Annotated in this window: 8 protein-coding genes; 2 read left to right on the top strand and 6 right to left on the bottom strand. The window is 72.3% G+C overall.

What is annotated here, in order from left to right; genetic code table 11:
* Both J8M51_RS20430 and J8M51_RS20425 read left to right on the top strand, forming a co-directional pair.
* On the top strand, positions 1-1,224 hold the full coding sequence (locus J8M51_RS20430; RefSeq protein WP_216869836.1) for a PucR family transcriptional regulator: 1,224 nt from the start codon (positions 1-3) through the stop codon (positions 1,222-1,224).
* A gap of 140 nt (positions 1,225-1,364) precedes the next feature.
* Positions 1,365-3,077, top strand: coding sequence for a serine/threonine-protein kinase (locus J8M51_RS20425; RefSeq protein ID WP_267299369.1), 1,713 nt, complete (start codon positions 1,365-1,367; stop codon positions 3,075-3,077).
* 40 nt (positions 3,078-3,117) lie between these two features.
* Here J8M51_RS20425 and J8M51_RS20420 read toward each other — a convergent pair whose 3' ends face one another.
* The 6 genes from J8M51_RS20420 to J8M51_RS20395 all read right to left on the bottom strand — a co-directional run bounded on the left by J8M51_RS20420 (position 3,118) and on the right by J8M51_RS20395 (position 15,468).
* Positions 3,118-6,042, bottom strand: coding sequence for a helix-turn-helix transcriptional regulator (locus tag J8M51_RS20420; protein WP_216590486.1), 2,925 nt, complete (start codon positions 6,040-6,042; stop codon positions 3,118-3,120).
* A 649-nt stretch (positions 6,043-6,691) separates the two neighbouring features.
* Positions 6,692-8,281, bottom strand: coding sequence for a phosphoglycerate dehydrogenase (gene serA / locus J8M51_RS20415; protein ID WP_086754661.1), 1,590 nt, complete (start codon positions 8,279-8,281; stop codon positions 6,692-6,694).
* Between the two features lie 229 nt (positions 8,282-8,510).
* Positions 8,511-9,512: a ketol-acid reductoisomerase gene (gene ilvC / locus J8M51_RS20410; protein ID WP_086754662.1), complete on the bottom strand. Its 1,002-nt coding sequence runs from the start codon at positions 9,510-9,512 to the stop codon at positions 8,511-8,513.
* A gap of 129 nt (positions 9,513-9,641) precedes the next feature.
* A complete protein-coding gene (ilvN, locus tag J8M51_RS20405; RefSeq protein WP_086754663.1) occupies positions 9,642-10,169 on the bottom strand; it encodes an acetolactate synthase small subunit in 528 nt (175 codons plus the stop codon).
* A gap of 24 nt (positions 10,170-10,193) precedes the next feature.
* Complete coding sequence (locus J8M51_RS20400; RefSeq protein ID WP_086754664.1) at positions 10,194-12,041, bottom strand: acetolactate synthase large subunit; 1,848 nt, start codon at positions 12,039-12,041, stop codon at positions 10,194-10,196.
* A gap of 352 nt (positions 12,042-12,393) precedes the next feature.
* The gene (locus tag J8M51_RS20395; RefSeq protein ID WP_216588756.1) at positions 12,394-15,468 is read right to left on the bottom strand and encodes a putative bifunctional diguanylate cyclase/phosphodiesterase; all 3,075 of its coding nucleotides are present in this window, start codon (positions 15,466-15,468) and stop codon (positions 12,394-12,396) included.
* Positions 15,469-15,728 lie beyond the last annotated feature (260 nt).

Here is a 15,728-nt window from a genome sequence, read left to right as displayed (position 1 = left end):
ATGTATGAAGGATCCCCGGGAGTACGCGACAATGCCCGGGTGACGCCCGAAAGCCCCTCGCCCCACCCCGTGGGTGCCTACCAGGACCTCGTCGACGAGATCTCCGGGCTGCTCGGCGCCCCGGCGACGCTGGAGAACCGCGACTTCGAGCTGATCGCCTTCGGCGCGTACGACAGCGAGGGCGATCTCGATCCGTCGGCCCTGGACCCGGTCCGCACCCGCTCGATCCTGACCCGCCGCTCGACGGCGGCGGTCCGGGAGTGGTTCGAGGGCTTCGGCATCACCCGGGCGACGGCCCCGGTCCGTATCCCGCCGACCCCGGAGGCCGGGGTGCTCCGGGGCCGCGTCTGCCTCCCCGTACGCCACCGGGGTGTCGTCCTCGGCTACGTCTGGCTCCTGGACGGCGACCCGGGCCCGACCCACGCCCAGCTGGAAGCCGCGATGGCGGTCGCCTCCCGGATCGGCGCCCTCCTCGCGGACGAGGCCCAGGCCGGCGCGGACCTCACCCGCGAGCTGCGCGCGGTGCTCACCGCGGAGCGCGACTGGGAGCACGACATGGCGGTGGCGGAGCTGCGCGCGGCCCTCGGCCCCCGCGCCGACGGCGTCCACACGATGGTGTGCGTCGCCCCCTGGCCGTCCGCCGACCCGGACGACGCCCCGTCGTTCCGTACGGTGCCGGGGGCGACCGCGCTGTGCACGGTGCCGTGGGGTGCGGCGGGCCAGGGCCTGGCCCTGCTGGTGCGGCTCCGCTCGGCGGACGTTCCTGCCCCGGCGCTCACGGCGGCGGCCCGGCTCCTGGAGCGCGCGGGCGCGCACGCGGCGGCGGGTGTCTCGGGCGCTCGCGCCGGGCTCTCCGAACTGGGCACCGACTGGCGGGAGGCCTCGGCGGCGGCCCGCGCGGCGCTGGCGGAGCCACGGCTCGGCCCGGTCGCCCAGTGGCGTTCCATCGGCCCGTACCGCCTGCTCACCGCGCTCCCCCGCGACACCCCGCAGGACCCGTCCGTCCGCGCCCTCCTGGCCCCCGCCCACCGCGAACTCGCCCGCACCGCCGAGGCGTTCCTCGACCACGCGGGCCGGGCGGGGCACACCGCCGCCGAGCTGGGTATCCACCGTCAGACGCTCTACTACCGCCTCTCCCGCGTCGAAGCGCTCACCGGGCTGCGCCTGACGGACGGCGAGGACCGGCTGCTGCTGCACATGGCGCTCAAGGGAGCGCGGCTCTGACGTCCGGTCGGGCCGGCCTCGGTCCCCTTCCGACGCAACTCGGATCAGCGTGCACACAACAACCTTTAGGCTGCTCCTGTCGGTCGGATCATCGGACCGATGCTTCGGGGGAGATCAGGACAGCAGGGGGACGTACACCGTTGAACAACGCGACCGAGGTGTTCCAGCCGCTCCAGTCGGACGACCCGTCACAGGTGGCGGGCTACCGTCTCGCCGCCCGGCTCGGGGCGGGTGGCATGGGCCGGGTCTATCTGTCGCACACACAGGGCGGCAGACCGGTGGCGATCAAGGTGGTCCGCCCGGAGCTGGCCGACGATCCGGCCTTCCGGCGGCGGTTCGGCCGGGAGATCAAGGCGGCCCGGCGGGTCCGGGGCGCGTACACCGCCGAGCTGATCGACGCCGACGCGGACGGCGTACCGCCCTGGCTGGCCACGCTCTACGTGCCCGGCCCCTCCCTGGCGGAGGCCGTCGGCAGACGCGGCCCGCTGCCGGTGCCCGCCGTGCTCTGGCTGATGGCGGGGGTGGCCGAGGCGCTGCAGGCCATCCACGACGAGGGCATCGTGCACCGCGACCTGAAGCCGTCGAACGTGCTGCTGGCCGCCGACGGGCCCCGGGTGATCGACTTCGGTATCTCGGTGGCCGCCGACCTCACCTCGCACACGGCCACCGGCACCGCGGTCGGCACCCCCCAGTTCATGGCCCCCGAACAGGCGACCGGGGGTGACGTCACGACGGCGACCGATGTCTTCGCGCTGGGGCAGACGGCGGCGTTCGCGGCGCTCGGCGAACCGCTGTACGGCGACGGGCCCTCGGTCGGCGTGCTGTACCGGATCGTGCACTCGGCCCCCGACCTCTCCCTGCTGCCGGAGCGGCTCCGCCCGATGATGGCCCGGTGTCTCGCCGTCGACCCGGCGCGGCGGCCCGGCCCGGCGGAGATCGTCGCGTGGTGCCGTGACCAGCTGGGCCCGGACACCGGGACGGGCGGCGGCCCGGCCGTCTGGCGTGAGGTCACGGGCCCGGAGGTCCCGGTACCGCCCCCGGCGGCGTCCCAACGGCCCACCGTCGCCCACCCGGTGCCGCCGCTGTCGCCGACCCGGTCCTTCGGTCCGCACGGGCCGCTGGTGCTGCACGGGCCCATGACGGTGACGGGTCCGCACGGGCCCGCGAGACCGGAGGGGCCTCAGCAGCGGCGCGCCCGACGCCGCCGGACCGCGCTGATCACGGCCGTGGCCGTCGTCGGCGGCTCCCTGCTGCTGTCGGGCCTGGTCTGGACGGTCGCGCAGGGGGTGGACCGGATCCGCGACCGGGTGACGACCTCCTCGTCGTCCTCGTCCTCGTCCTCGTCGGCCAAGGAAACCGAGGAATCCCGAGGAACCAAGGAATCCGAGGGGACCACGGGATCTCAGGGGGCCGACAGCGGCACGTCCGAGGCGTCCGGCTCCTCCCCGACCGGGTCCGCCGAGCCCCGCGGCATCGCCAACCCTCTGGTGTTCCTGAACCAGAAGAACTCCCTCGACATCAGGGCACCGCTCTACAAGAACGTCCGTGACGACCGCAAGGGCGACATCCGCTTCACCTGCGCGCAGGACAGCTGCGCTCTGGAGAGCGAGAAGAGCGTGCTCACCATGCTGTACGCCGAGCCGGGCGCCACGCTCGAATCGTGCCGCATCGCCCTCACCGGGGCCACGAGCCACCGCTTCCCGCTGGCCGCGGCGGCGGCCGGCAGCGAGCTGTGCTTCAAGACCCCCGCCGGGGACATCGCCCTGTTCGTGGTCCAGGTGAAGTCCACCGCGCTGCCGGACAGCGGCGTCAGCTTCGTCAACGGCGACATGACGGTCTGGCCGACGGACTAGGACCAGGACCCGCAAGGGCCCCAGGGCCGGCCCGCCGTGATCAGCCCGCCGTGATCAGCCCCTCCCGGTACGCGATGGCCACCGCCTCCGTACGGCTCGCCGCCCCGAGCTTGGCCAGGATGTTGGACACGTGGACGCTCGCCGTCTTCCCGGTGATGAACAGTTCGTCGCCGATCTGCCGGTTGGTGCGCCCGAGGGCGAGCAGCCGCAGGACATCGCTCTCCCGCGCGGTGAGCGCGGGCAGGTCCCCGGCCGCCGACGCCTCCGCGAGCCGTCCCCGACGGACCAGCGCGTCCAGGTCGGCGCGCAGCGCCACCGCCCCCAGCCGGTCGGCGGCCTCCCCCACCGCCCGCGCCTCGGCCCCGGCCTCCTCCCGCGCGCCCGCGCCCAGCAGCGCCTCCGCCAGTCGCAGCCGGCACCGCGCCCGCTCGTACGGATCACCGAACGCGAACGCGTCCACCGCCCTGCGCCAGGCCCGCACATCGGGGCCGGTCGTCATCCGCGTCCACTCGGCCTCGGCCCGCGCCAGCCAGGCCAGCCCCTCCGGACCCTGCCGGCCCCCGTCCTCCCCCTCGGCCGCGGTGATCCGCGCGGCCTCCACCAGCTCCTCGCCCGTGGGGACCCAGTGCCGTACCCCCGTCTCGTCCCCGGCCGACCGCCGCTCCGCCACCGCGTCCGCGACGGCCCCGAGGGTGAGCGCGGCGAGCCGTACGGTCGCGTCGGGCCGCGCCCCGGCCTGCTCGGTGAGGACGGCGACACTCGTACGGAACTGTGCGACGGCGCCCTCCGGGTCGTGCCGCAGGACGGCCGCCTCGGTGAGGGTGATCCCCGCGACGAGGGCGGCCATGAAGTCGTACGGCCCGTCCAGGAGCGCCCGCGCCCTCTCCACCGCGCTCTCGTCGCCGCGTGCGAGGGCGACGTACAGGGCGGGGCCGACCGCGTAACCGGCGGTCGCGGGCAGCCGGTCGGCGTCGGCGGCCGAACGGACGCACTCGTCCCAGCGGCCCAGCGTGTACAGGCACAGGGAGTGGAGGTAGCGCATCTCCACCGGGTACGGGGAGGAGAGCAGCCCGGTGCTGCCCGCCCGCTCCAGCCCCTCGGAGAGCCAGCCGAGGCAGTCGTCCAGGTCGCCGGACTCGAAGCAGCCGACGGCGAGGTTGAACAGGGCGCGCATCTCCACCGGGACGTTGCCCGCCCGCCGGGCCAGTTCCCGGGCGTCCTTCAGCCGGGCCCGGCCCTCCCGGGAGCGCCGGTTGCTCCCGGGGTCGAGACCGACGACGGAGATGGTCAGGTCGGCCTCCGCGTCGGCCAGCGCGAGCCGCCCGGCGACGCCCAGCGCCTGTCGCGCGACCCGCCCGGCCTCCTCGTCCTCCCCCACGTACCGCGCCGCCATCACATGGGTCGCCGCCGCCCACACCCAGGTACGGGACGGGGGTTCGGCGGGGATCATCGCCAGCGCCTCGCTGCTGTACCGGAACGCGGCCTGCAGGCTGTCCACGCGCATCAGGTCACCGGCGAGGGTGTAGCGCACCCGGGCGGCGAGTTCGGAGTCGGCGTCCGGGCTCGCTCCGGCGAGCGCCGAGCGGGAGAGCGAGACCGCGCGGTGGTTCTCCCCGGCGCGCGCGGCGGCGGACGAGGCCCGCAGGGTGAGGGTGACCGTGTCGAGGTCCCGGGGCCGGGCCCCGCACTCCACGGACGACCACAGATCGAGGGCGCCCTCCAGATGCCGCAACTCCTCGGCGGGCGCGCCGATCCCGTGCGCGTGGTCGGCGGCCTCCACGGACGCGGTCAGCGCGTCGGCGAGGTCATGGCTCTCACGCGAGTGGTGCGCCCGCTCGGCGCTCTCCGCCGCCCGGCCCCGGCGGGCCAGCAGCTTCGCGAACACCCCGTGCAGGCGCACCCGTTCGCCCGGCAGCAGATCCGCGTAGACCGCTTCCCGGGTGAGGGCGTGCCGGAACTCGTACGTCGACTCCCGGCCCGGCACCAGCAGTTGGCGGCCGACCGCCTCCCGCAGCGCGGACTCCAGCTCGTCGTCGGAGAGTTGCACGGCCTCCCGCAGCAGGTCGTGCCCGACCCGGCGGCCCGCCACGGCCGCCGTGCGCAGCACCTGCTGGGCGGCGGGGGGCAGTTGCTCGATCCGGATCAGCAGGACGTCGGCCAGCCCGCTCGGCAGGACCGCCTCCGGCTCGTCCGCGGTCGCCGCCAGCAGTTCCTCCGCGTAGAAGGCGTTGCCCTCGGCCCGTTCGACGATCCGGCCGACCGTGGCCTCGGGCAGCGGCTCGGCACGCAGCGAACGCACCAGCCGGGCGACCTCCTGGTCCGGCATCGGCCGCAGCTCCAGCCGTTCCACGGCGGGCAGCCGCACCAGCTCGGCGAGCAGGGGGCGCAGGGGGTGGCGGCGGTGCAGGTCGTCGGCGCGGTACGAGGCGAAGACGGCGAGGCGGTGGACGGGGGTGCCGGGGGTGGGGCGCTGGAGGACGCCCCGGCTGAGCAGGAAACGCAGCAGGTCCCGTGAGGACTGGTCGGCCCAGTGCAGGTCCTCCAGCACGAGCAGGGCGGGAGTCGTCGCGGTGAGGTCGGTCAGCAGCGCGGCGACGCCCTCGAAGAGCTGGAGCCGGTCGCCGCCGTCGGCTCCGCCGCCGAGGAGGCGGGCCGCGGCGGGGTGGGCCTCCAGCAGCGGTGCGAACCGGTCGTCCGCGGCGAGGGCGCCGAGGATCTCGGTGAACGGGAGATAGGGCAGACCTACGTCGCCTAGGTCCACGCAGTGCCCGGTGAAGACGACGGTCCCCCTGGCGGTCGCGTACGCCGCGGCCTCCGTCAGCGTGCGGCTCTTTCCGACCCCCGCGTCGCCTGCCACCAGTACGGCCCGCGGTTCTCCGCGGCCTGCCCGGTCCACCACGTCTCTCAGCCGAGCCATCTCGGCATTTCGCCCGACGAACGGCGCGTAAACGATGTTCTGAGCCACCCGGCCATCCTGGCACGCACCGGGTTTTCCTCGCCCCCGCCGCCCCTACCCGTCCCATGCCCCAGGGGCTGCGCCCCTTCGCCCCCCCATTTTCGCGCTCCGCGCGGGGGTGGGTGGGTACGCGCGCGTCCGGTGGGGGCTGGTCGCGCAGTTCCCCGCGCCCCTGAAAAGCAGGGGCTACGCCCCGTGCCTTTCAGCCCCGCCACCGGTCACCTTTCAGACCCGCCGCCGGTCACTTTCCAGGCCCCCGCCGACCGCCTTTCAGTCCAGCCGCCGGTCGCCTTCAGCCCTGCCACCGCTCGCCTTTCAGCCCCGTCACCGCTCGCCTTTCGGCCCCGCCGCCGGTCACTTTTCAGGCCCGCCACCGACCGCCTTTCAGCCCAGCCGCCGGTCGCCTTCAGCCCTGCCACCGCTCGCCTTTCAGCCCCGCCACCGCTCGCCTTTCGGCCCCGCCACCGCTCGCCTTTCAGGCCGTGGAGGGCTGGTCTTTTCAGGCCCGCAGGGGCCTGAAGCTTTTAGGGGCGCGGGGAACTGCGCGAGAAGCCCCACCGGACCCGCGCCCGACAACGCACCCCGTCCGCGCAGCGAAAAGGAAGGGGCCCGGTCGCCCCCGGCGACCAGGCCCCACCCGAAAACGACAGACCGAACCTCAGACCAGGTTCACCGACCGCGCGGACGTCGCGCCGATCTCCTCCGCGACCTCCACGAGCACCGGCTGCGGCACCGTGTCGTCGACGGTCAGCACGGCCAGCGCCTCCCCGCCCGCCGCGGACCGCGCCACCTGCATTCCGGCGATGTTGATCCCGGCCTCGCCGAAGATCCGCCCCACCGTGCCGACGACGCCGGGCCGGTCGACGTACCGGAAGACGACCATGTGATCGGCGAGCGCCAGATCCACGTCGTACTCACCGACCGCGACGATCTTCTGGTGGTGCTTCGGCCCGGCAAGCGTGCCGGAGACCGACACCTCCTCGCCGCTGCCGAGCGTGCCGCGCACGGTGACGACATTGCGGTGGTCGGGCGACTCGGACGAGGTCGTCAGCCGCACCTCGACACCCCGCTCCTGCGCGAACAGCGGAGCGTTGACGTACGACACCGTCTCGTCGACGACGTCCTCGAAGACACCCTTGAGCGCGGACAGCTCCAGCACCTTCACATCGTGCTGGGTGATCTCGCCGTACACCTCGACGTCGAGGCGGACCGCGACCTCACCGGCGAGCGCGGTGAAGATCCGGCCGAGGCGCTCGGCGAGCGGCAGGCCCGGCTTGACGTCCTCGGCGATGACACCGCCCTGGACGTTCACCGCGTCCGGGACCAGCTCACCGGCGAGGGCGAGACGCACGGAACGGGCGACCGCGATACCGGCCTTCTCCTGCGCCTCGTCGGTGGACGCGCCCAGGTGCGGGGTGCAGACGACCTCGTCCAGCTCGAAGAGCGGCGAGTCGGTGCAGGGCTCCTTCGCGTACACGTCGAGGCCGGCGCCGGCGACCCGGCCCTCCTTGAGCGCCGAGTACAGCGCGGCCTCGTCGACGATCCCGCCACGCGCGGCGTTGACGATCCGCACCGACGGCTTGACCTTCTGCAGCGCCTCGGAGCCGATCAGACCGACCGTCTCGGGGGTCTTCGGCAGGTGGACGGTGATGAAGTCGGAGACCTCCAGCAGCTCGTCCAGCGAGAGGACCTTCACGCCCATCTGCGCGGCCCGCGCGGGCTGCACATAGGGGTCGTAGGCGACGACCTTCATGCCGAACGCGGACATGCGCTGGGCGACCAGCGCGCCGATGCGGCCGAGACCCACGACACCGAGGGTCTTCTCGGCCAGCTCCACGCCCGTGTACTTGCTGCGCTTCCACTCGCCGTTCTTCAGCGCCGTGTTCGCCTGCGGGATGTGGCGGGCGGTGGCGAGCAGCAGACCGCAGGCCAGCTCGGCGGCGGTCACGATGTTCGAGGTGGGGGCGTTGACGACCATCACGCCGGCCTTGGTGGCGGCGGAGACGTCCACGTTGTCCAGGCCGACGCCGGCACGCGCGACGACCTTCAGCTTCTTCGCGGCGGCGATCGCCTCGGCGTCGACCTTGGTGGCCGAGCGGATCAGGATCGCGTCGACGTCGGCGATGGCCGGAAGCAGTTCGGCTCGGTCCGCTCCGTTGACGTTCCGGATCTCGAAGTCCGGGCCCAGCGCGTCGACGGTGGCGGGCGACAGCTCTTCAGCGATCAGTACGACTGGTTTCGAGCTCACGTGAGTCCTCACAAGTCCAATGCTGCGGACGGCCGTCCCGACGGCCGCAGGCGGTGGAGGGTGGTGTCCGCGTGGAAGACGCACGACGCTGTGGGCCCGACGCGTATGTAGTGCAGCAGTGTAGTGGCGCCGGGGGCGTCGCCTCACGCCACTGCGGAAGGATCACCCGGACGTGAAACAAGGCCGGCCGTGGCACCGGGTGAACCCCGCCACGGCCGGCCTCACAGGATCAGGCCTCTTCGTCGTTGACCCACGACATGAGCTTGCGCAGCTCCTTGCCCGTGGTCTCCAGCAGGTGCTCGGAGTCCTGGGTCTTGTACTCGTTGTACTTCTTCAGACCGCCGTGGTACTCGTCCATCCACTGCTGGGCGAACGTGCCGTCCTGGATCTCGGCGAGGATCTTCTTCATCTCGGCCTTGGTGGCGTCGGTGATGATCCGCGGGCCGGTGACGTAGTCGCCCCACTCGGCGGTCTCGGAGATCGACCAGCGCATCTTCTCCAGGCCGCCCTCGTACATGAGGTCGACGATCAGCTTCAGCTCGTGCAGGCACTCGAAGTACGCGATCTCCGGCTGGTAGCCGGCCTCGGTCAGCGTCTCGAAGCCGGCCTTGACCAGCGCGGCCGTACCACCGCAGAGGACGGCCTGCTCACCGAAGAGGTCGGTCTCGGTCTCCTCGGTGAAGGTGGTCTTGATGACGCCGGCGCGGGTGCCGCCGATGCCCTTGGCGTACGAGAGCGCCAGCGCGAAGGCGTTGCCGGTCGCGTCCTGCTCGACGGCGGCGATACACGGAACGCCGCGGCCCTCCTCGTACTGGCGGCGGACCAGGTGGCCGGGGCCCTTGGGGGCGACCATGCAGACGTCGACGCCGGCCGGGGGCTTGATGAAGCCGAAGCGGATGTTCAGGCCGTGGCCGAAGAACAGCGCGTCGCCGTCCTTCAGGTTGTCCTTGATGTGGTCCTCGTAGACCTGGGCCTGGATCGGGTCCGGGACGAGGATCATGATGACGTCGGCCTCGGCGGCGGCCTCCGACGGGGTCACCACGCGCAGGCCCTGCTCCTCGGCCTTCGCCTTGGACTTGGAGCCCTCGTGCAGACCGACGCGGACGTCCGCGCCCGAGTCGCGCAGGGACAGCGCGTGGGCGTGGCCCTGGCTGCCGTAGCCGATGACCGCGACCTTGCGGCCCTGGATGATGGACAGGTCGGCGTCGGCGTCGTAGAACAGCTCGGCCACTTTGGGTTCTCTCCTTGAGTGCAGGTGTTGCGTCCCACCGTATGACGGCGGGCGGAATGAAAGTCTGCGGGTCTCGGCATACGGGCGGCCGAGTCGATGGTCGACGGCCGGCCGCCCGTGTTCAAGTGTTCAGGCCGAGCGGTCGAGCGCGCGCAGCGAGCGGTCCGTGATGGAACGGGCGCCGCGGCCGATCGCGATCGTGCCGGACTGGACCAGCTCCTTGATGCCGAAGGGCTCCAGCATCTTGAGCATGGCGGTCAGCTTGTCGTTGGAGCCGGTCGCCTCGATGGTGACGGCCTCCGGGGAGACGTCGACGGTCTTCGCGCGGAACAGCTGGACGATCTCGACGATCTGGGAGCGCGTCTCGTTGTCGGCGCGCACCTTCACCAGAACGAGTTCCCGCTGAACGGCGGAGCCCGGCTCCAGTTCGACGATCTTCAGGACGTTGACGAGCTTGTTGAGCTGCTTCGTCACCTGCTCCAGCGGCAGTTCCTCGACCACCGTCACCACGATGGTGATCCGGGAGATCTCGGGGTGCTCGGTGACACCGACCGCGAGGGAGTCGATGTTGAAGCCGCGACGGGAGAACAGGGCGGCGATCCGGGCCAGGATGCCGGGGGTGTTCTCCACCAGGACGGAGAGCGTGTGCTTGGACATGGTCGGTTCCTTTACCTACGGCTCTCAGTCGTCTTCGTTGTCGCCGAAGTCGGGGCGGACGTCCCGGGCGGCCATGATCGTGTCGTTGGAGGTGCCGGCGGCGACCATCGGCCACACCATCGCGTCCTCGTGGACGACGAAGTCGATGACGACCGGGCGGTCGTTGACCGAGTTCGCCTCCTCGATGACCTTGTCGAGGTCGTCCGGGGACTCGCAGCGGATCGCGTAACAGCCCATGGCCTCCGACAGCTTCACGAAGTCGGGGACGCGGGTGCCGCGGGCGTTGGGGTTCACGTCGTCCGGGCCGCTGTGCAGGACGGTGTTGGAGTAGCGCTGGTTGTAGAACAGCGTCTGCCACTGGCGGACCATGCCGAGGGCGCCGTTGTTGATGATGGCGACCTTGATCGGGATGTTGTTCAGGGCGCAGGTGGTCAGTTCCTGGTTGGTCATCTGGAAGCAGCCGTCGCCGTCGACCGCCCAGACGGTCCGGTCCGGGGCACCGGCCTTGGCGCCCATGGCGGCCGGGACCGCGTAGCCCATCGTTCCGGCGCCGCCCGAGTTCAGCCAGGTGGCGGGCTTCTCGTACTGGATGAAGTGGGCGGCCCACATCTGGTGCTGGCCGACGCCCGCCGTGAAGATCGTGCCCTCGGGGGCGAGCTGTCCGATGCGCTCGATGACCGCCTGCGGGGAGAGCGAGCCGTCGGCCGGCTGGTCGTAGCCGAGGGGGTAGGTCTCGCGCCAGCGGTCGAGGTCCTTCCACCAGGCGCTGTAGTCGCCCCGGACGCCCTCGCTGTGCTCCTTCTGCACGGCCTGGATCAGATCGGCGATGACCTCGCGGGCGTCACCGACGATCGGCACGTCCGCGGCGCGGTTCTTGCCGATCTCCGCCGGGTCGATGTCCGCGTGGACGATCTTGGCGAACGGCGCGAAGCTGTCCAGCTTGCCGGTGACCCGGTCGTCGAAGCGGGCGCCGAGGGCGACGATCAGGTCGGCCTTCTGCAGTCCGGTGACGGCGGCCACCGAGCCGTGCATGCCCGGCATGCCCAGGTGCTGCGGGTGGCTGTCGGGGAACGCGCCGAGCGCCATCAGCGTGGTGGTGACGGGCGCGCCGGTCAGCTCGGCCAGCACCTTCAGCTCGGCGGTCGCGTGCGCCTTGAGGACGCCGCCGCCGACGTACAGGACGGGCCGCTTGGCGGCGGTGATCAGCTTGGCGGCCTCGCGGATCTGCTTGGCGTGCGGCTTGGTGACGGGCCGGTAGCCGGGCAGGTCCATGGCGGGCGGCCAGCTGAAGGTGGTCTTGGCCTGGAGGATGTCCTTGGGGATGTCCACCAGGACCGGGCCGGGGCGGCCGGTGGAGGCGATGTGGAACGCCTGCGCGATGGCCTTGGGGATGTCCTCCGGCTTGGTGACCAGGAAGCTGTGCTTGGTGATCGGCATGGTGATGCCGACGATGTCCGCCTCCTGGAAGGCGTCCGTACCGATCGCCTTGGACACGACTTGACCGGTGATCGCGACGAGCGGCACGGAGTCCATGTGCGCGTCCGCGATCGGGGTGACCAGGTTGGTGGCGCCCGGCCCGGACGTCGCCATGCACACCCCGACCTTGCCGGTGGCCTGCGCGTAGCCGGTGGCCGCGTGGCCGGCGCCCTGCTCGTGGCGGACCAGCACGTGGCGCACCCGCTTGGAGTCCATCATCGGGTCGTACGCCGGCAGGATGGTGCCCCCGGGGATGCCGAATACGGTGTCGGCCCCGACCTCCTCAAGCGAGCGGATGAGGGACTGCGCACCCGTGACGTGCTCGACAGGGGTGGACGGTCCTCCGGATCGGGGCCGCGGCTGCGGATGGTGGGCCCCGGTGGCCTGCTCGGTCATCGGCATTCTCTTCTCGATGCTGAGGGTGTTTTGCGAGGTTCGTGCGGTGTGCGGCTCACGCCGACTGGTGCCCGTGCAACAAAAAACCCCTCCTTGCCACGAGGCAAGCGAGGGGAGCGCGCCGGGTACGGTCGCCGGGGATTCCGGAACATGGTCCGGTGGGTCCCAGCTTCAGCCGACGCGCTTTCCAAGTACGAGGATTCGGGTGCGCATGGCACTGACCCTCCCCCCGGCGCGCACCGCGTGTCAAGCGCGTGGGACGGGAGTCTCAATATGTGAGCGATGGGCACGTCTGCCTCCGTCGACAGCGAATACCCCCCTTGTGTACACCCCCGAGCCCGTCGATGCCCGCTCACCTCCGAGGTGTCAGGGGTGGCGACGCCACGACCGCGCTCAGCGCCTCGGACCTCCGCACTCCGCCGCTCTCGGCGCCGACGCGTCCTTCGGGCTCGCGCGCGCCGCCCGCGAAGGCGGGTTCCGCCGGTCCGCTGGGCACCGGGTAGTGCCCGAGGGACAGGGCCCGGCGGAGCCGGTACTCGTCCAGCGGTCCGGAGAAGGCGGCGCCCTGGCCGTGGGTGCAGCCCATCGCGCGCAGGGCGACGACCTGCTCGGGCAGATCCACCCCGTCGGCCACGGACTGCAGCCCGAGGTCGTCGGCGATCCGCAGCAGCCCTCGGGTGATCTTCTGCAGCCGGGTCGACTCCACGACCCCCTCGATCAGGCCGCGGTCCAGCTTCAGGACGTCGACGGGGAGCCGGCGCAGCGCCGTGATGGCCGCGTGGCCGCTGCCGAGGCCGTCCAGGGCGATCCGGACACCGAGGCGCCGCAGTTGGTTCAGCCGGCGCTCCAACTCGTCCAGGGGGCACTTCAGCTCGGTGTCGGACAGCTCGACGACCAGCGAACCGGAGGGCAGCCCGTGGCGGGTCAGAAGCGTCTCGATCGAGCCCGGGGGCAGGGAGCGGTCCAGCAGACGCCGGGCGCTCATCCGGACCGAGACCGGGACGTTCAGGCCGCCGGTGAGGCGGTCGGCGGCCTGCTCGACGGCCTGTTCCAGCATCCAGCGGCCCAGCTCGGCGGTCTTCTCGCTGTCCTCGGAGACCCGCAGGAACTCGGCGGGCGTGAACAGCACCCCCTGGGACGAGCGCCAGCGGGCCGCGGTGGCGACCGATGAGATCCGGCCGGTCTCCAGCTCCACCACGGGCTGGTTCAGCAGCATGAACTCGCCGTCGTGCAGCGCGGCCCGCAGCCGGGTGGCCAGCTCGGCCTTGCGTACGACGTCCTGCTGCATCTGCGGCTTGTACAGCTCGACGCGGCCCTTGCCGGACGCCTTCGCCCGGTACATGGCCAGGTCGGCGTTGCGCAGCAGCTCGCCCGCGCCGAGACCGGGCTCGGCGAAGGAGACCCCGATGGAGGCGGCGACCCGGACATCGTTGCCGTCGATGGTGTACGGCTGGGACAGGGCGATCCGGAGCCGGTCGGCCAGCTCCAGGATGTGCTGCTCCCGGGCCGTGCGGTCGCGGGAGCCGTCCCCGACGATGAGGGCCGCGAACTCGTCGCCGCCGAGACGGGAGGCGGTGTCCCCCTGCCGGACGGCGTCCTGGAGTCTGCGGGCGGCCTGGACGAGCAGTTCGTCCCCGGCCTGGTGCCCGATGGTGTCGTTGACGGCCTTGAAGCCGTCGAGGTCGATGAAGAGGACCGCCGTGTTGCGCAGGGCGACGCCCCGGTCGGAGGAGCGGCGGCCGGAGAGCGCCTGCTGGACCCGCTTGGTGAACAGGGCACGGTTGGGCAGGTCGGTGAGCGGGTCGTGCTCGGCGTTGTGCTGGAGCTGGGCCTGCAGGCGCACTCTCTCGGTGACGTCCCGGCTGTTGAAGATGAGGCCGCCGTGGTGGCGGTTGACCGTGGACTCGACGTTCAGCCAGCCTCCCCCGCCGCCGGACTTGAAGCGGCACTCGATGCGGGTGGTGGGCTCGTCGGCGGGGCTGGCGGCGAGGAAGCGGCGCACCTCGTGGACGACGCAGCCGAGGTCCTCGGGGTGGATGATCGAGGCCAGCTCCTTGCCGACGAGGTCCTCCGCGGGGCGTCCGTAGACCCCGGCGGCGGCCGGGCTGACGTAGCGGAGGATGCCGTTCGGTGCGGCGATCATGATGACGTCGCTGGAGCTCTGCACCAGGGAGCGGAAGTGGTTCTCCTTCTGGGCCAGTTCCTGGGTGAGGGTGATGTTGTCGAGGAGCATGATGCCCTGGCGGACGACGAGGGCGAGCACTACCGTGCAGGCGGTGATGAGCACCACGCGGTCGACGCTGCGGCCGTTGAGCACGTTGTAGAGGATGCCCAGGGTGCAGACGGCGGCGGCCAGGTAGGGGGTGAGCGCGGCCAGGGATCCGGCGATCGGGCGGGTGGCCGGATACCGACTGTGACCTCCTCCCTGGAGGAGCACATGCACGTGTCCTGCCTGGGGGCCGTCGTGCCGGTGGCCGGGCTGGACCTCGTGGCGGCGGCCCGGCTTCAGGTCGTGCCGCTGGCCCGGGATGTGTTCGTGCACCACGCGTGCGTGCCCGCCCTCGTCCGGCTGTCCGTGCCGCTGGCCGGCCCAGGGGGCGTAGGCGAGGAGCAGGGATCCCGCGAACCAGCCGGCGTCGAGGAGCTGACCGGACTGGTAGCTGGTGTGCAGCAGGGGCGAGGTGAACAGGGCGTCGCACATCACGGTGAGCGCGAGGGCCCCGATCGCGGTGTTGACCGCGGAGCGGTGCATCGAGGAGCGGCGGAAGTGCAGGGCGAGCACCATGCTGACCAGGGCGATGTCGAGCAGCGGATACGCCAGGGAGAGCGCGGTGTGCGCGGTGTCGGAGTCGTCGAGCTGGGCGTTCTGCGCCAGGGCGAGGCTCCAGGAGAGGGTGACCAGGGAGCCGCCGATGAGCCAGGAGTCCAGCGCGAGGCAGATCCAGCCGGCCTTGGTCACGGGCCTCTTGGCCAGCACCAGCAGACCGACGATGGCGGGTGGCGCGAAGCAGAGGAAGAACAGGTCCGCGTAGCTCGGCTCGGGCACGGGCCGCTCCAGGACGACCTCGTACCACCCCCAGACGCCGTTGCCCAGGGCCGCCATGGCGGAGGAGAGGGCGAACAGCAGCCAGGCGGGTCGAAAGCGGCTGCGGCGGCTGCGCGCGTAGCGGAAGCAGGAGACGGCGGCCGCGGCGGCGGCCGCGCTGAGCCCGAAGTCGCCCATGACGAGCGCGACTTGCTCATTGCCCCAGCCGAGCGCGGCACCGACGGCGTAGGCCGCGCAGAGCAGGGCGAGGACGAGCTGGGCCCGTAGGCTCGCGCCCCCTCGGTCGGGCGCCTGCCCGCCGGGCGTCAGCGGCCCGGCCGACGGCTTGGCGGCCCGGAGCGTGGGGCTCAGCGTGGAGGCGGCGGACGGGCGGGCACTCACCGGATCTCCCCGGTGAGCGCCGCCGCGGTGTCCCGCCGGTCGCGGTGCGTCGGGTGGGTGTGCTTTCTGCGGTTGCTGTGCCTGCGGTGATGACCGTGACCGCCGGGGCCGCCGTGACTCCCGTGCGGGTGCCTCGGCGTCGCGGCGCGCCAGGGCCGCCGTCGGCGGCTCCGCCGCGTCGGATCGTTCGTCCATAGGCCGTGCATCGCCCGTCGCCCCCCTCGCTGTCTCAAGTCCCGTCCCCGGCGCCGAACGGTGCG

The organism is Streptomyces griseiscabiei, assembly GCF_020010925.1.
In the GTDB taxonomy this organism is placed as follows: domain Bacteria; phylum Actinomycetota; class Actinomycetes; order Streptomycetales; family Streptomycetaceae; genus Streptomyces; species Streptomyces griseiscabiei.
Note: the sequence above shows the minus strand (reverse complement) of the source record. Positions and strands in the feature narration are given on the sequence as shown.

What these genes read in the sequence shown, in the direction of transcription:
- J8M51_RS20430 (WP_216869836.1), top strand. Translation starts at nt 1, where the DNA reads ATGTATGAAGGATCCCCGGGAGTACGCGACAATGCCCGGGTGACGCCC.
- ilvN (WP_086754663.1), bottom strand. Translation starts at nt 10,169, where the DNA reads ATGTCCAAGCACACGCTCTCCGTCCTGGTGGAGAACACCCCCGGCATC.
- J8M51_RS20400 (WP_086754664.1), bottom strand. Translation starts at nt 12,041, where the DNA reads ATGACCGAGCAGGCCACCGGGGCCCACCATCCGCAGCCGCGGCCCCGA.